The 14,921-nt window shown below is 61.8% G+C and carries 18 protein-coding genes; 13 read left to right on the forward strand and 5 right to left on the reverse strand.

Going from position 1 to position 14,921, the window contains the following annotated elements:
- Nucleotides 1-84 precede the first annotated feature (84 nt).
- Together PQQ96_RS18610 and gpmA are read right to left on the reverse strand one after the other, a co-directional pair.
- The gene (locus tag PQQ96_RS18610) at nucleotides 85-1,665 is read right to left on the reverse strand and encodes a S41 family peptidase (RefSeq protein ID WP_408294724.1); all 1,581 of its coding nucleotides are present in this window, start codon (nucleotides 1,663-1,665) and stop codon (nucleotides 85-87) included.
- A 306-nt stretch (nucleotides 1,666-1,971) separates the two neighbouring features.
- On the reverse strand, nucleotides 1,972-2,718 hold the full coding sequence (gpmA, locus tag PQQ96_RS18615) for a 2,3-diphosphoglycerate-dependent phosphoglycerate mutase (protein ID WP_408294727.1): 747 nt from the start codon (nucleotides 2,716-2,718) through the stop codon (nucleotides 1,972-1,974).
- A gap of 137 nt (nucleotides 2,719-2,855) precedes the next feature.
- Here gpmA and PQQ96_RS18620 point away from each other — a divergent pair, with 137 nt between their 5' ends.
- From PQQ96_RS18620 to PQQ96_RS18640, 5 genes are all read left to right on the forward strand, one after another.
- A complete protein-coding gene (locus PQQ96_RS18620; protein ID WP_408294730.1) occupies nucleotides 2,856-3,281 on the forward strand; it encodes a rhodanese-like domain-containing protein in 426 nt (141 codons plus the stop codon).
- Entirely contained in the window at nucleotides 3,278-3,538 is a 261-nt protein-coding gene (gene grxC / locus PQQ96_RS18625; RefSeq protein ID WP_028199035.1) for a glutaredoxin 3, read from the forward strand. The genes PQQ96_RS18620 and grxC overlap by 4 nt, the downstream gene beginning before the upstream one ends.
- A gap of 165 nt (nucleotides 3,539-3,703) precedes the next feature.
- Nucleotides 3,704-4,174 carry a protein-export chaperone SecB gene (gene secB / locus PQQ96_RS18630; RefSeq protein ID WP_054035743.1) on the forward strand — a complete coding sequence of 157 codons (471 nt, stop codon included), beginning with the start codon at nucleotides 3,704-3,706 and terminating at the stop codon, nucleotides 4,172-4,174.
- A 21-nt stretch (nucleotides 4,175-4,195) separates the two neighbouring features.
- On the forward strand, nucleotides 4,196-5,194 hold the full coding sequence (locus PQQ96_RS18635) for an NAD(P)H-dependent glycerol-3-phosphate dehydrogenase (RefSeq protein ID WP_408294733.1): 999 nt from the start codon (nucleotides 4,196-4,198) through the stop codon (nucleotides 5,192-5,194).
- 98 nt (nucleotides 5,195-5,292) lie between these two features.
- The gene (locus PQQ96_RS18640; protein ID WP_408294736.1) at nucleotides 5,293-5,841 is read left to right on the forward strand and encodes an O-acetyl-ADP-ribose deacetylase; all 549 of its coding nucleotides are present in this window, start codon (nucleotides 5,293-5,295) and stop codon (nucleotides 5,839-5,841) included.
- Here the strand turns inward: PQQ96_RS18640 and trmL are convergent.
- Nucleotides 5,814-6,284: a tRNA (uridine(34)/cytosine(34)/5-carboxymethylaminomethyluridine(34)-2'-O)-methyltransferase TrmL gene (gene trmL, locus PQQ96_RS18645; protein ID WP_408294739.1), complete on the reverse strand. Its 471-nt coding sequence runs from the start codon at nucleotides 6,282-6,284 to the stop codon at nucleotides 5,814-5,816. The genes PQQ96_RS18640 and trmL overlap by 28 nt on opposite strands.
- Before the next feature lie 29 nt (nucleotides 6,285-6,313).
- Nucleotides 6,314-7,108: a ComF family protein gene (locus PQQ96_RS18650; RefSeq protein WP_408294742.1), complete on the reverse strand. Its 795-nt coding sequence runs from the start codon at nucleotides 7,106-7,108 to the stop codon at nucleotides 6,314-6,316.
- An 84-nt stretch (nucleotides 7,109-7,192) separates the two neighbouring features.
- Between PQQ96_RS18650 and PQQ96_RS18655 the strand changes: the two genes are divergently transcribed.
- From PQQ96_RS18655 to PQQ96_RS18690, 8 genes are all read left to right on the forward strand, one after another.
- Nucleotides 7,193-8,158, forward strand: coding sequence for a methyltransferase domain-containing protein (locus tag PQQ96_RS18655; RefSeq protein WP_408294745.1), 966 nt, complete (start codon nucleotides 7,193-7,195; stop codon nucleotides 8,156-8,158).
- Nucleotides 8,159-8,470: 312 nt separating this feature from the next.
- Nucleotides 8,471-8,944, forward strand: a complete 474-nt coding sequence (locus PQQ96_RS18660; RefSeq protein WP_074285554.1) for a DUF2244 domain-containing protein — start codon at nucleotides 8,471-8,473, stop codon at nucleotides 8,942-8,944.
- A gap of 66 nt (nucleotides 8,945-9,010) precedes the next feature.
- On the forward strand, nucleotides 9,011-10,630 hold the full coding sequence (coxB, locus tag PQQ96_RS18665) for a cytochrome c oxidase subunit II (RefSeq protein WP_408294749.1): 1,620 nt from the start codon (nucleotides 9,011-9,013) through the stop codon (nucleotides 10,628-10,630).
- Between the two features lie 44 nt (nucleotides 10,631-10,674).
- On the forward strand, nucleotides 10,675-12,288 hold the full coding sequence (gene ctaD / locus PQQ96_RS18670; RefSeq protein WP_120297519.1) for a cytochrome c oxidase subunit I: 1,614 nt from the start codon (nucleotides 10,675-10,677) through the stop codon (nucleotides 12,286-12,288).
- Between the two features lie 117 nt (nucleotides 12,289-12,405).
- The gene (locus tag PQQ96_RS18675; protein WP_220700811.1) at nucleotides 12,406-12,540 is read left to right on the forward strand and encodes a cytochrome oxidase small assembly protein; all 135 of its coding nucleotides are present in this window, start codon (nucleotides 12,406-12,408) and stop codon (nucleotides 12,538-12,540) included.
- A gap of 43 nt (nucleotides 12,541-12,583) precedes the next feature.
- A complete protein-coding gene (locus PQQ96_RS18680; protein ID WP_175051996.1) occupies nucleotides 12,584-13,198 on the forward strand; it encodes a cytochrome c oxidase assembly protein in 615 nt (204 codons plus the stop codon).
- Between the two features lie 34 nt (nucleotides 13,199-13,232).
- Nucleotides 13,233-13,442 carry a DUF2970 domain-containing protein gene (locus PQQ96_RS18685; protein WP_408294754.1) on the forward strand — a complete coding sequence of 70 codons (210 nt, stop codon included), beginning with the start codon at nucleotides 13,233-13,235 and terminating at the stop codon, nucleotides 13,440-13,442.
- Between the two features lie 131 nt (nucleotides 13,443-13,573).
- Nucleotides 13,574-14,431 carry a cytochrome c oxidase subunit 3 gene (locus PQQ96_RS18690; protein ID WP_408294757.1) on the forward strand — a complete coding sequence of 286 codons (858 nt, stop codon included), beginning with the start codon at nucleotides 13,574-13,576 and terminating at the stop codon, nucleotides 14,429-14,431.
- Nucleotides 14,432-14,618: 187 nt separating this feature from the next.
- On the opposite strand, the gene PQQ96_RS18695 is transcribed toward PQQ96_RS18690, so the two are convergent.
- Entirely contained in the window at nucleotides 14,619-14,828 is a 210-nt protein-coding gene (locus PQQ96_RS18695) for a twin transmembrane helix small protein (protein ID WP_007179452.1), read from the reverse strand.
- Nucleotides 14,829-14,921 lie beyond the last annotated feature (93 nt).

Below are 14,921 nucleotides of genomic sequence, written 5' to 3' on the forward strand. Positions count from 1 at the left end.
TGGGGGGGGGGGGCGGGGGGGGGGGCGGCGTCGGCCCCTGGCCGCGGGTTGCGCCGCCAACCCCACGTCGGGTTTGCTGCTTACTTAGTTGCTTTGCGCGGCAGGTGCCGAGGCCGGGACCGATGCGCCCGGCACCGGTTGCGTCGGCTTCACCGCGACCGGCGCGGACGCCGACGTTGCCGGCTTGTTCTGCGCCAGACGCCGCTCGGTCAGCGACTTCGATTCCATTACCGGCTTGCCTTCCAGCTTGTTCAGCGCCTGTTGCAGCATGAAGTCGTCGGTCGAACCGAACTCGACCGGCTTGCGCTCACGATCCTTCTGACGCTGTTCCGGCGTCTTCTTGTCGTTCTGCTCTTCAAGCTGGCGCAGTTGGTCCATGCGCTCCTGTTCGCGCTGATCCGCTTCCTTCTTCTCGTTCGGATCCTGCGTGTTCGCAAGGTGGTTCGAGTAGTCGACTTCGCGGGTCACCAACGCGTCGTCCGGATCGCCTTCCGCGTACTGATCGACCGCGATGTCAGGACGGATGCCCTTGTTCTGGATCGAACGGCCGCTCGGCGTGTAGTAGTACGCCGTGGTCAGACGCAGGGCAGTGTCGGCCGTCATCGGGCGGACGGTTTGCACCGAGCCCTTGCCGAAGGTGGTCTTGCCGACAATCAGCGCACGATGCTGATCCTGCAGCGCGCCCGCGACGATTTCCGAAGCCGACGCCGAGTAGGCGTTGGTCAGCACGATCATCGGCACAGTCTTGAAGATCGGTGCTTCATCTTTCAGCGGATCGCTGTCGAACGATTGCAGGCGGTAGTTATCGTACGTGTCGCGATAGACCTGCTTCGAATCCGGAATCTGGCCATTGGTGGACACCACCACCGAATCCGCCGGCAGGAACGCGCCGGCCACGCCGACCGCGCTTTGCAGCAGACCGCCGCCGTTATTGCGCAGATCGAGCACGAGACCCTTCAGGTTCGGCTGTTGGCGCGCGATGTCTTGCAGCTTGGCGGCCAGATCAGGCGTGGTGCGTTCCTGGAAGCTGGTGATGCGGATATACGCGTAGCCCGGTGCCAGGATCTTCATCTTGACCGACTGGACCTTGATGATTGCACGCGTCACCGTGAGCGGGAACGTACGGTCGTCGGTCTTGCGGAAGATCGTGAGCGTGACCTTGGTGCCCGGATCGCCGCGCATCTGCTTGACGGCTTGATCCAGCGTCATGCCGCGCACGGGTTTGTCGTTGATGCGGGTGATCAGGTCGCCCGGACGGATGCCGGCGCGGAATGCTGGCGTGTCTTCAATCGGCGAGATCACCTTGATCAGGCCGTCTTCGGACGAAATTTCGATGCCGAGACCCGCGAAGCGACCCTTGGTCTGCTCCTGCAGTTCTTCGTAATCGGTCTTGTCGAGATACGACGAGTGCGGGTCGAGGCTCGACACCATGCCCTTGATCGCGGCGGTGAGGAGCTTTTTGTCGTCGACCGGTTCGACGTATTCATGCTTGATTTGCCCGAAAACTTCGGCAAACAGCCTGAGTTGGTCCAGCGGCAGCGGTGCCACGGCGCTCGAGGCGGCGCTGGCGGGTTGCTGGGCCGAGGCGGACAGTTGCAGGGTGGCAAATACGCCGGTAGCAAGGCCCGCGGCAATCAGGCCGATATTTTTCAGGTTCTTTCGCATAGAGTCTGTTGCGGTCGGAAGCGCGTGGCAGCGTCGATAGAGATGGGGACGGACAAGTATAACTGCACACCCGCCCAGTCAGGGCGCAGCACAGGCTATCGTGATTCGACAACCTCGGTCAGGCCTGGTTCTTGAGATAGGCGCCGCGGTGATGAAGTAATGTGCGGTAACAGCAAGATGGCAGCCAGATGGCGCGCTCGCCAGATGCGGACCGCGCCCCGGCCGGCATCTGGCGCCGGCGCGGGCCGGTCCGTTTGCTGCAACCCCGCTGCATTTTTCGCCGCGGGGCTGCGGCTACGGATGGGTTTAGCCCGCCTTGCCTTGCTGGGCAACGGCGGCCTGCGCCTTCGCAATCGCGTCCTGGTCGCCCAGATAGTAGCTCTTGATCGGCTTCAGATTTTCGTCGAGCTCATAGACGAGCGGTACGCCGTTCGGGATATTCAGGCCGACGATGTCGTCGTCCGAAATATCGTCGAGGTACTTGACCATGGCGCGGATCGAGTTGCCGTGCGCTGCAATCACGACCTTGCGGCCCGATTTGATGGCCGGCGCAATCGACTCGTTCCACAACGGCAGAACGCGCGCAACGGTGTCTTTCAGGCACTCGGTCAGCGGCAATTGTTCGCGCGGCACCTTGGCGTAGCGCGGATCGCTGTAGGGTGCGCGGTCGTCCGACGGATCGAGCGCCGGCGGCGGCGTGTCGTAGCTGCGGCGCCAGACCAGCACCTGTTCGTCGCCGAATTTCGCGGCGGTTTCCGCCTTGTTCAGGCCCGACAGCGCGCCGTAGTGGCGCTCGTTCAGACGCCACGAATGCACGACCGGCAGATACATCAGATCCATCTGGTCCTGCACGTGCCACAAGGTGCGGATCGCGCGCTTGAGCACTGACGTGTAGGCGATATCGAAGGTGAAGCCCGATTCTTTCAGCAGCACGCCCGCCTGTTGCGCTTCATGATTGCCCTTTTCGGTCAGGTCGACGTCGACCCAGCCTGTGAAGCGGTTTTCCTTGTTCCACGTCGATTCGCCGTGGCGGATGAGAACGAGTTTGTACATGAGATTGCCGGTCGGTAGTAAGGAAGCGGTAAAGCGTTGCGAGGGTCCTCTGAAGGAGCGCCGCCATCGCGTCAGACGGTTATTTTATAATGGGTGGATTGCCCTTTTCGATTTCTCTCTTTTTCGGCGGATTTTCCGTGAAGTTTTTCACTGATTACACAAACCTTGTACTGATCGCAATCGTCCTCATCTCCGGTGGGTTGCTGCTGTGGCCGACGATCAGCCGGCGTGGCCGTGGAGGCCTGTCGGCCGCTGAGGCGACCCAACTGATCAACCGGCGCAATGCAACGGTCATCGATCTGCGTCCGTCCGCTGATTTTGCTAAGGGCCATTTGCCCGCGGCGCGGCAGCTTGAATTTGCCGAGTTGCAGGCGAAAGTCGCGCAACTCGTGAAAAACAAGACCAACCCGGTGCTGCTGGTATGCCAGACCGGCCAGCAGTCGAACAAGGCGGCGCGTATCGTGCAAGATGCCGGATACGCCGAAGTCCATGTTCTCGAAGGCGGTGTCGACGCCTGGCAGAAGGCCGGCATGCCGGTTGTGAAACAAGGAGCAGCCAAGTGAACAAAGTGATCATGTACAGCACGCAGGTGTGCCCGTATTGCCAGATGGCCGAACGTCTTTTAAAGTCGCGCGGCGTCGAGCACGTTGAAAAGGTACTGATCGACAAGGACCCGGCCCGGCGTGAAGAAATGATGACCCGGACCGGTCGCCGTACGGTGCCGCAGGTGTTCATCGGCGAGACGCATGTCGGCGGGTACGATGACCTGTCCGCGCTCGATCGCGCGGGCGGTCTGATGCCTCTGCTCGAAGCTGCCTGAACGAAGTTGCCTGAATTCACGCGCCAGCCGGCGCGTGAATGGGGCGGATGAAATACAAGCCGGTGCGCTCCCGCGTTTTCAGGGCGGGCAATGCGCCGCAACGATCTGGCGGCCCGTGTACTCATGGGCCGCCGCCATGCATATCTATCAGGGAATCACTCAATCATGTCCGACGAGAATAACCAGCCGTTCTTCAACATCCAGCGCATCTACCTGAAGGACATGTCGCTCGAGCAGCCGAATTCGCCGGGTATCTTCCTCGAGCAGGAAATGCCGTCGGTCGAAGTCGAAGTCGACGTGAAGGCCGAGCGCCTCGCCGACACCGTGTTCGAAATCCTCGTGACGGGCACGGTCACGGCCAAGGTGTCGGACAAGGTTGCGTTCCTGATCGAAGCCAAGCAAGCCGGCATTTTCGACATCCGCAACATTCCGGCCGAGCAGATCGATCCGCTGGTCGGCATTGCCTGCCCGACGATCCTGTTCCCGTACCTGCGCTCGAACATCGCCGACGCGATCACCCGCGCAGGCTTCCCGCCGATCCACCTCGCCGAGATCAACTTCCAGGCGCTGTACGAGCAACGTCTCGCGCAAATGGGCGGCCAGGAAGGCGCGGCGCAAAACGGCGTCACGCATTAACGCGTCCGTTCGGTGCCGGCTATGAAGGTCGCTGTCCTCGGCGCCGGTGCATGGGGCACAGCCCTCGCCGGCCATCTGGCCGCGCGGCAGGACACGGTGCTGTGGGCGCGTGAACCCGCGCTCATTGCCGAGCTCTCCGCTTCGCACGAAAACGCCCGCTATCTGGCGGGCGTTGCTTTGCCGCCGTCCCTTCGCTATGAAGCCGATCTGAACGCAGCGCTCGACCATGCGCTCGCCGACGACGCGTTATGCGTCGTGGCGACGCCGGTCGCCGGTCTGCGCGGTCTGTTCCGGGCGATGCACGACGCGGGAAAAGTGCCGGCGCATGTGGTGTGGTTGTGCAAAGGTTTCGAAGCCGACACGCAGTTGTTGCCGCATCAGGTGGTCGCGGCTGAATTGCCGGGGCATGGCAGTAACGGCGTGTTGTCCGGCCCAAGCTTCGCGCGCGAAGTCGGGCAGGGCTTGCCGGTCGCGTTGACGATCGCGAGTACGTCTTTGACGTGCCGCGAGCGCACGGTCGCAGCGTTTCATCATGGCGCCATGCGCATCTATACCGGCGACGATATCGTCGGCGTGGAGGTGGGCGGCGCGGTGAAGAACGTGCTGGCGATTGCCACCGGTATTGCCGATGGTCTCGGTCTCGGTCTCAATGCGCGCGCGGCGCTGATTACGCGTGGTCTCGCTGAAATGTCGCGCCTCGGTGTGACGCTCGGTGGGCGGGCGGAGACGTTCACCGGTTTGACCGGCCTCGGCGATCTGATCCTGACCGCCACGGGCGATCTGTCACGCAATCGCACGGTCGGCCTGCAGCTCGCCGCGGGCCGTACCCTTGACGATATTCTCGGTGGCCTCGGTCACGTGGCCGAAGGCGTGCGTTGTGCGCAAGCCGTACTGGCGATCGCTCGCGCGCATGCGATCGAGATGCCGATCACGCAGGCAGTTTGCGCCGTGCTGTTCGACGGCGTAGCGCCTCGCGACGCCGTCAGCGCCCTGCTGCGGCGCGATTCGAAAGCAGAATGAGTCTCGTCTTTCAGCCGTTTGGCGCGGAAACGCGCTGAACGGCTGCCTGCCATCGCTGTCCCACGTTTTATCGACGCTTCGGACCAGCGAGGTTGCCCATGCTCAGTTTCAACAATTGGACGCTAGAAGCGCGCGCGGTCGACATCACGACACTCGCGGTGGACGCGATCGTCAACGCCGCGAATACTTCGTTGTTAGGCGGAGGCGGCGTGGATGGCGCGATTCATCGCGCGGCCGGCAAGGAATTGCTGCATGAGTGCGAGGCGCTCGGCGGCTGCGCGACCGGCGACGCAAAGATCACCGGCGGCTACCGCTTGCCGGCCAAACATGTGATTCACTCGGTTGGCCCGGTGTGGCGGGGCGGGGCGCATGGCGAGGCCGACCTGCTCGCCTCCTGCTATCAGCGCTCGCTCGAGGTAGCGCACCAGGCGCATTGCACGAGCGTGGCGTTTCCCGCGATTAGTTGCGGCATCTACCATTTTCCCGCTGACGAGGCGGTGCGGATTGCCGTCGGCACCGTACTCGAAACCTTGCCGCGTACGCCGAAGATCGAGCGCGTGGTGTTCGCGTGTTTCGACGATGCCATGCTCGCGCTTTACGAAGCCGAATTGAAACGCCGTCAGGCGCCGCCGTCGAAGCCGGTCTGACGCCACGCTTCGAACACGACCACGGCGACCGTATTCGAGAGATTCAGGCTACGGTTGCCCGGCCGCATCGGCAGACGCACGCGTTGTTCATGGGTGAAGTGATCGAGCACCGTGTCCGGCAGGCCGCGCGTTTCGGCGCCGAATACGAACCAGTCGCCGGATTGAAACGCATGCTCGTGAAACCGGCCCGAGCCACGGGTGGTGAAGGCAAACATCCGTGCGGGATCGGGCGCTTCCTTGGCGACGAACGCTGTCCAGTCGGCGTGCACGTTCATCTGCGCGTACTCGTGGTAGTCGAGTCCGGCGCGGCGCAACTTGGCGTCGTCGAGTGGAAAGCCGAGCGGCTCGATCAGATGCAATCGCGCGCCGGTGTTGGCGCACAGGCGGATGACGTTGCCGGTGTTCGGCGGGATTTCGGGTTCGACGAGAACGACATTGAACATGATGAGAGCAGGTAAAGACCGGGTAGAGACTAGTTTTTCGGCGTACGCAGGGAAACGAAGTTGGTGACGCGCCGGGCACCGGCGGCTTTGAGCGTACGTGCCAGCGCTTCGAGCGTCGCGCCGGTCGTCATGACATCGTCGACTATGCCGACATGCAGGCCGTGCACCGGTTTGATGACTTCGAATGCGCGGCCTACGTTTAACCGGCGCGCGTCCAGATCGAGCCGTGATTGTGGCGCAGTGTGGATCACACGATGCAGCAAGGTGGCGTCGCTGCGTACATTCAGCGCGCGGGCCAATGGCCTGGCAATTTGCCAAGCCTGGTTATAGCCACGCTCGATAAGGCGCTGCCTCGCCAGCGGCACAGGCGCGAGCACATCGGCTTTTTCGGACGCGTCTTTCCATGAGTCGCCCGCGAGACGAGCAAGGTGTCGTGCAAACTCGCGCGCCAGCATCAGCCGGGCGCGGAATTTGAGGCCGAGCGCGAGGGCGTCGAGCGGCTGGCGGTAATCGGCGAGAGCAAAAGTCGCGTCGAACGGCGGTGGCTCGCCGATGCAATCCGCGCAGCGATATTGCGCGTGACCCGCCGGGCGCGTTCCGGACAAAGGGACAGCACACACCGTGCATCGCAGCCTGCCTTCGTTCCAATACGTTTCGTCGCAACCGGCACATAACGTCTTATGCGACAAATTGCCGCACAGTGCGCACAGGTTCGGCAACGCGGCGTGTATCACATGCGGCCACGCTGAATAGATGCCGTGCGCGAAACGCGCAAAACCTGCGGCCGGGCCGCCGGAAGACGAAGAATATTTTCGGAATGGCATGATTGGACCGCCCGCGAAGGCCTCTCACGCTGAAGGGGAGGAAGCGAGCGAGTATACTTCGTGCTCTACGCCAGAACGACACCCATGCCCCCAACTTCGTCTCAATCTGGCCGTCCGGCCTATGATTCCCGGCGCCTCAGGCAGATTTTCGACCGCCGCGCGGTGACTTTCGATGACGTCGCGTTCCTGCCGCGCGAAATCGCGCAGCGCATGCGCGAGCGTCTCGACTACATCAAGGTCACGCCGGCGAGCGTGCTCGACGCCGGTTGCGGCGCGGGCGAAGACATCCCCGCATTGCGTGAACGCTTTCCCGAGGCGCCGGTGTTCGGCACCGACCTCTCGCATGGAATGCTCGCGCGCGCGCTGCGCCACGATTCCGGCGACACGAGTTGGCGGCGCTTTCTGCCGGCAACGCTCGGCAAGGCGCTCGGCGCCCGTGGTCCGCGTTTCGCGCAAGCCGACTTCTCGGCGCTCCCGTTCGCGGCCGGCGCCTTCGAATTCATCTGGTCCAATCTCGCCTTGCACTGGCACTCGCGGCCGGATCTCGTGTTTCCTGAGTGGCAGCGGGTGCTGAAAGTGAACGGCCTGCTGATGTTCAGCACGCTCGGTCCCGATTCGCTGAAGGAATTGCGCGGCGCCTACGCCGAGGTCGAAGCCGCGCACGGCGTGGCTTCCCGTAAGCATGTGATCGACTTTGTCGACATGCATGACCTCGGGGATATGCTGGTCGAGAGCGGTTTCGAGATTCCGGTGATGGACCAGGAAACGCTCACTATTACGTATAAGTCACCCGAGTCGCTGCTCGCGGACGTGCGCCGCTGGGGCGCCTATCCGTTCGAGCGCGAGGCCACCTCGAATGCCGTCGCGCGCAGGCTGCACAAGGCTTTGCTGGCGGCGCTCGAAGCCCGTCGCCGCGCCGACGGCACGATCGCGCTGACCTTCGAAGTGATCTACGGCCACGCTTGGAAAGCCGTGCCGCGTACCACGGCTGAAGGTCACGGCATTGTGCGGCTCGAGGATATCGGACGAGGTTCGTCGAGGAATCGATAAGGAATCAATGAAGCGGTAAAGAGGACATCTGTTATGTCTGAAATTACCGCTTCAAAAGACGCGCGAAAGTGGTGCCAAAACGGCGCGGAGGCTTGTCGCACCTGGCTTGTGAGCCGATTGAGGCTTGCTTGTGGATGCTATGGATCGCGCCTATAATGCGTCAGTTTGTCGCCCGGAGTTCCCACATTTGGGGCGACAGGCCCGAGGCACAGGGCCGCAACATGAAGTGACGCAACGGTGATTGAGTGGCCGTTCGGCGGTCGCGAGCAATGGCCGCAGGAGGCGATTAGAGACAGTTGGCAGGAGGCAGCGATGGAAGCATCAGATCTGCTGGCGGATTCAGAACCCGTTCTCAAAGACTGGACGATGAAGCGCAACTGTTCATTATCGCCGCGGCAGTTTGTTGGTTTCTACGTATCGCTTGCGTTGTTCTCGTTGGCAATTGCTTTCATGCTGGTTCTGGTCGGCGCCTGGCTGGTGTTGCCGTTCACCGGTATCGAATTGCTGGCGGTGGGCATCGCGTTTGCCATATATGCGCGTCATGCTGTCGATTACGAGCGCGTCCGGTTGTTTCAGAACCGGCTTGTGATCGAGCAGGTCAGCGCCGAGCGGCTCACGCAGTTCGAATTCAATCCGCGCTGGGTGCGGATCGAACCGGGTGCAACGCCGCGTGATCAGATCAAACTGGTCTCGCGCGGCCAGACGATCATGATCGGGCAACATCTCGCGCAGTATCGGCGCGCGCAGTTCGCAGGCGAACTGCGTATGTGGCTCACACGGTGTTAGACGTGTTGAGACGCGCGGCGTTCAGGGGGAGCGTGAGACAGCCTGCCAGCGGGGTCGAGGGTTTGAATGGAAATTTTGGGTAAGGAAGCTATGAAAACAATCAAGCGAGCCCTCATGGGCGTGCTGGCGATGAGCGGACTGCTTTTCGCCGGTGCGGCCCTGGCAGTGGGCGATGTTCCGGGCGGCCCTGCCGTCAACGAGATCAATCTCCAGCCGCCGGCGACAAAAATCGCTGAGGAGCTCTTCAGCCTCCACATGTTCATGCTGGTTCTTTGCCTGGTGATCTTCGTCGGCGTGTTCGGCGTGATGTTCTATTCGATCTTTGCTCACCGCAAATCGAAAGGTCACAAGGCTTCGAATTTCCACGAAAGCACCACCGTCGAAATCATCTGGACGATCGTGCCGTTCATCATCGTCGTGCTGATGGCGCTCCCCGCCACCAAGACCGTCGTCGCGATGAAGGACACCACCAACGCCGACCTCACCATCAAGGTCACGGGCTACCAGTGGAAATGGGGCTACGACTACGTGAAGGGTCCGGGCGAAGGCATCAGCTTCCTGTCCACGCTGGCCACGCCGCGTGCGGAGACGGATGGCCGCGAACCGATTTCCACCACGTATCTGCAGGAAGTCGACAATCCGCTCGTCGTCCCGGTCGACAAGAAAATCCGCATCATCACCACCGCGAACGACGTGGTCCACTCCTGGTACGTGCCGGCTTTCGGCGTGAAGCAGGATGCGATCCCGGGTTTCGTGCGCGACACGTGGTTCAAGGCTGACAAGACCGGCACGTTCCGCGGCTTCTGTACTGAACTGTGCGGCAAGGAACACGCGTTCATGCCGGTGGTGGTCGAAGTGCTGTCGGCAGACGACTACGCGAAGTGGGTCGATACGCAGAAGCAGAAAATGGCCGCTGGCCAGGACGATCCGAACAAGACCTACACGATGGCCGAGCTGATGGAGCGCGGCGGCAAGGTGTACGCATCGAACTGCGCGGTCTGCCACCAGCCGACCGGCAAGGGTGCAGGCGTATTCCCGGCGCTGGACGGCAGCAAGGTCGCCAACGGCCCGATCGCCGAGCACGTGAGCATCGTGTTGAAGGGCAAGAATGCGATGCCTTCGTGGGCGCCGACGCTGAGCGACGTCGAAATCGCCTCGGTCATCACGTTCGAACGTAATTCGTGGGGCAACCACACCGGCGACATTCTCCAGCCGAAGCAAGTGCTGGATGCGCGTAACGGCAAGCTGCCGGAAGGCGGCAACCATCTGGCCGACGCAGGCGCAGCAGCGAGCGGCGCGGGTGCTGAAGCTTCGGGCGCAGCGGCTGCTTCGGCTGCGGCCGGTTCGGACAGCGCGGCAGCATCGCAAGCAGCATTGCCGGCAAACGTCTACTTCGAGACCGGCAAGAGCACGCTGCCGGCTGACGCGAAAGCGGCGGTCGAGGCGGCCGCGGCTTACGCGAAAGCACACCCGGACGCAAAGTTCACGCTGTCGGGCTACACCGACGCCACCGGTTCGGCTGACGTCAACGCGAAACTCGCGAAGACGCGTGCCGAAGCCGTGCGCGACGCGCTGAAATCAGCCGGCATTGCCGAAGACCATATTATTTTGAAAAAGCCGGAAACGATCACGGGCGGCGGCGACGCGAAAGAAGCCCGGCGTGTCCAGATCAGCCCGGCTGCCTGACGTGTTCATGGTCAGCACCGCAGTATTCGTATTAGGAGATTGTCATGTCTAGCATCGGACACGATGTAACCGCGGGCCACGAGCACGTGCACGGCGACCATGCCCACGAAACGCCGCATGGCTGGCGTCGTTGGCTGTTCGCAACCAATCACAAGGACATCGGTACGCTGTACCTGATCTTCTCGTTCACCATGTTCCTCTCCGGGGGCGTGATGGCGCTGATGATCCGTGCCGAACTGTTCGAGCCGGGTCTGCAGATCATGCGCCCCGAGTTCTTCAACCAGTTGACCACCATGCACGGCCTGATCATGGTGTTCGGCGCGATCATGCCGGCCTTCGTCGGCTTCGCGAACTGGATGGTGCCGCTGCAGATCGGCGCATCGGACATGGCTTTTGCGCGGATGAACAACTTCAGCTTCTGGCTGCTGCCGGTGGCCGCGGTGTTGCTGGTCGGTTCGTTCTTCGCACCGGGCGGCGCGACCGCCGCGGGCTGGACGCTGTACGCGCCGTTGTCGACGCAGATGGGCCCGGGCATGGACTTCGCGATTTTCGCGATCCACTTGATGGGTGCTTCGTCGATCATGGGCGGGATCAACATCGTTGTGACGATCCTGAACATGCGCGCACCCGGCCTCACGCTGATGAAGATGCCGATGTTCGTCTGGACGTGGCTGATCACCGCGTACCTGCTGATCGCCGTGATGCCGGTTCTGGCAGGCGCGATCACCATGGTGCTGTTCGATCGCCACTTCGGCACGTCGTTCTTCAACGCGGCAGGCGGCGGCGACCCGGTGATGTACCAGCATATCTTCTGGTTCTTCGGGCACCCCGAGGTGTACATCATGATCTTGCCGGCGTTCGGGATCGTGTCGCAGGTGATTCCGGCGTTCTCACGCAAGCCGCTGTTCGGCTATAGCTCGATGGTGTACGCAACCTCGTCGATCGCGATTCTGTCGTTCATGGTCTGGGCGCACCACATGTTCGCGACCGGCATGCCGGTGACGGGCCAGTTGTTCTTCATGTACGCGACGATGCTGATCGCCGTGCCGACGGGTGTGAAGGTGTTCAACTGGGTCGCGACGATGTGGCGCGGTTCGCTGTCCTTCGAAACGCCTATGCTGTTCGCGGTCGGCTTCCTGCTGGTGTTCACGTTCGGTGGTCTGTCGGGCCTGATGCTCGCCATGGCGCCGCTGGATATCCAGTACCACGGTACTTATTTCGTGGTGGCGCACTTCCACTACGTGCTTGTTGCGGGTTCGCTCTTCGCGCTGTTCTCCGGCTGGTACTACTGGGCGCCGAAGTGGACCGGCTGGATGTACAACGAAACGCGCGGCAAGATCCACTTCTGGGCGTCGATGTTCTTCTTCAACCTCGCGTTCCTGCCGATGCACTTCGTCGGTCTCGCTGGCATGCCGCGTCGTTATGCTGACTACCCGGCGCAGTTCACGGACTGGAACCAGGTGATCTCGATCGGCGCATTCGGCTTCGGTCTGGCACAGGTCTACTTCCTGTTCGCGGTTGCACTGCCGGCCTACCGTGGCGGCGGCGAGCTCGAAAAGGCTGGCGACAAGCCGTGGGACGGCGCAACGGGCCTCGAGTGGACCGTGCCGAGCCCGGCTCCGTTCCACACGTTCGAACACCCGCCGACCGTCGAATAATCGGCGTTTAGTGAGGTTGCCGGTTCCGGCGGTGGCGTGCAAGCCGCCGCCCGAACCGGGCAGCCACGCAAGCCGTGGCGGCACCCTGTAGTCACGAAAGTATTCAGAAAGTCGAGCATGACGCGCAATCCTCAAGAGAGACGTACACCCGAGCAGATTCGCGCGGGCAACCGGCGGATAGGTATTGTGATGTTTGTCATCGCCGCGGCTTTTTTTGCGAGCGTCATCATCCATCAAAAGTGGTTCACCTGACGCGGCAGTTCGAGTCTGGTTTGCAGGTTTGTTGAGGATTGAGATGTCGACGCAACCGCCGGCTCAGGCCGATCGCTCTTTTAACCGTTCGATGCTGATCAAGCTGTTCGTCGTCGCGTTGATGATGTTCGGTTTCGGCTTCGCTCTGGTGCCGATGTACCGCGCGATCTGCCAGATCACCGGCATTAACAACCTCGTGCAGCGTGATGCCACAGTGCGCGAGGCGAAGAACACGCAGGTCGACATGAGCCGCACGATTTCGATCGAATTCGATGCGAACGCGCGCGGCCCGCTGGGTTTCAAGCCGGAGCAACGCAGTCTCGACGTGCATCCGGGCGAAGTGACAACCGTGATGTACGAGGTCAGCAACGAACAGGCGCGCACGATTCAGGCGCAAGCCATTCCGAGCTACGCGCCGAAGCAGGCCACCGAGTACTTCAAGAAGATCGAGTGTTTTTGCTTTACGCAGCAGACGTTGACTGCGAATCAGACAAAGCGGTTGCCGGTGGTGTTCGTGGTCGACCCGAAGTTGCCGAAGGATGTGAAAACGATCACGTTGTCGTACACGTTCTTTGAGTTGAATACGCCGGCAGCGGCGACGGCCGGAAGCGCGGCGCCCACGGCCAATACGGCGGCAACCACCGCCAACCCCGCCTGACGGTGAAAGTCGCCAGGCGAAGGAAGAAGACGTAATGAACGATAGCAGCGGCGGCCCACGCAAGAGCAGTTTTGGCCAGTCGATGAAAGCGGTGTTCTGGTCGTTTTTTGGGGTGCGCAAGCGTCGCGATCTGGAAGCGGACGCAACGCAGTTGAACCCGCTGCATGTGCTTGCAGCCGCGCTGATCAGCGTAGCCATCCTGATCGGGGTGCTGATCCTGATCGTGCACGCCGTAGTGGGTTGAGCCGGCAGGTGGACGTGTCGTACAGGGCGAAGCAGAGCCCACGAATTAGAGTGAAGCGGTGCGGTATCGACGCGCCGCCGAAGATACAGCCGGAGATTCCGGAACAACTGGACTGAAGTGGAGAATCAAGAATGAGCGGTCAAAACGAGAGCCCGTACTATTTCGTGCCGCATCCGTCGCGGCATCCGATCAGCGCCGCTACCGGGTTGCTGGTCATGCTCGGATCGCTTGCGGCATGGATCAACGAGCATGACTGGGCGCCGCTCGGCGTCGCCGTGGGTCTGCTGTGGCTGCTCTATACCTTGTGGCACTGGTTCGGCGACGCGATCACTGAATCGGAAGGCGGCATGTACGGCAAGAATGTCGACAAGTCGTACCGCTGGAGCATGAGCTGGTTCATCTTCTCCGAAGTGATGTTCTTCGGTGCTTTCTTCGGCGCGCTGTTCTATGCCCGTGAAATCGCGCTGCATCAACTCGGTAGCCTCGACTACAAGCTGATCTGGCCGGATTTCTCGGCGGTGTGGCCGAACAACGGACCGGCCGCGCTGGTCTCGACCTTCAAGTCGATGCAGCCGTGGCCGGTACCGACCATCAACACGGCGCTGCTGCTGTCGTCGGGTGCTACGTTGACGGTTTCGCACCATGCCCTGCGTGAAGATCATCGCAAGAAGGCGATCATCTGGCTGGCCGCTACCATTGTGCTCGGCGTCTGCTTCCTGTTCCTGCAAGGCTTCGAGTATTACCACGCGTACAACGAACTCAACCTGACGCTGTCTTCGGGTGTGTACGGTTCGACGTTCTTCCTGCTGACGGGCTTCCACGGCTTCCACGTGTTCCTCGGCGGCACGATGCTGACGGTGGTGCTGGTGCGGTTGATCCGCGGCCACTTCACGGCGGAGCATCACTTTGCGTTCGAAGGCGCCGCCTGGTACTGGCACTTCGTGGACGTCGTGTGGCTTGGGCTGTACGTCGTCGTGTACTGGCTGTAACGCAGTCTGGCCTGCATACTCTGCGAAACCAACCGGTTTCCGGAATGGGTGCAGGCCGTTGTTCGCGCATCGCCTTTCAAGGGCGCGGCGCACGAGCAGTACGCAAGTTATGCAGCGCCGCCCTCGACCCTGTCAGGGCGGCGTTTTGTTTGGTGAGTCTGGTGAAGTGACGTCTTGTCCGCCGAGCTCAACGCCCGTAAGGAATGCCGGTCGACTGAATCCACCCCATCCAGTGAGCGAACAGGATGAACAGGAACAGCGAGATCGACAGGCCCACCCGCGTGGCGAGCGACCAGACCATCCGCTTGGTTTTGCCCTTGTCATGCATCATGAAATACAGCGCCGACACCATGCTGGCGATGATCAGGACGAAGGCGATGGGAACGAGAATGTGCATGGAACCAACTGAAACCAGAAAGCGCAGAGGCAAGACGTTTATTATCTCACCGCGCGCCGGCGTCTGCCGTACGTTCCAGGCGAGGCCAGAAGC

The organism is Paraburkholderia sediminicola (assembly GCF_046027825.1).
Taxonomy (GTDB): Bacteria; Pseudomonadota; Gammaproteobacteria; order Burkholderiales; family Burkholderiaceae; genus Paraburkholderia; species Paraburkholderia sediminicola_D.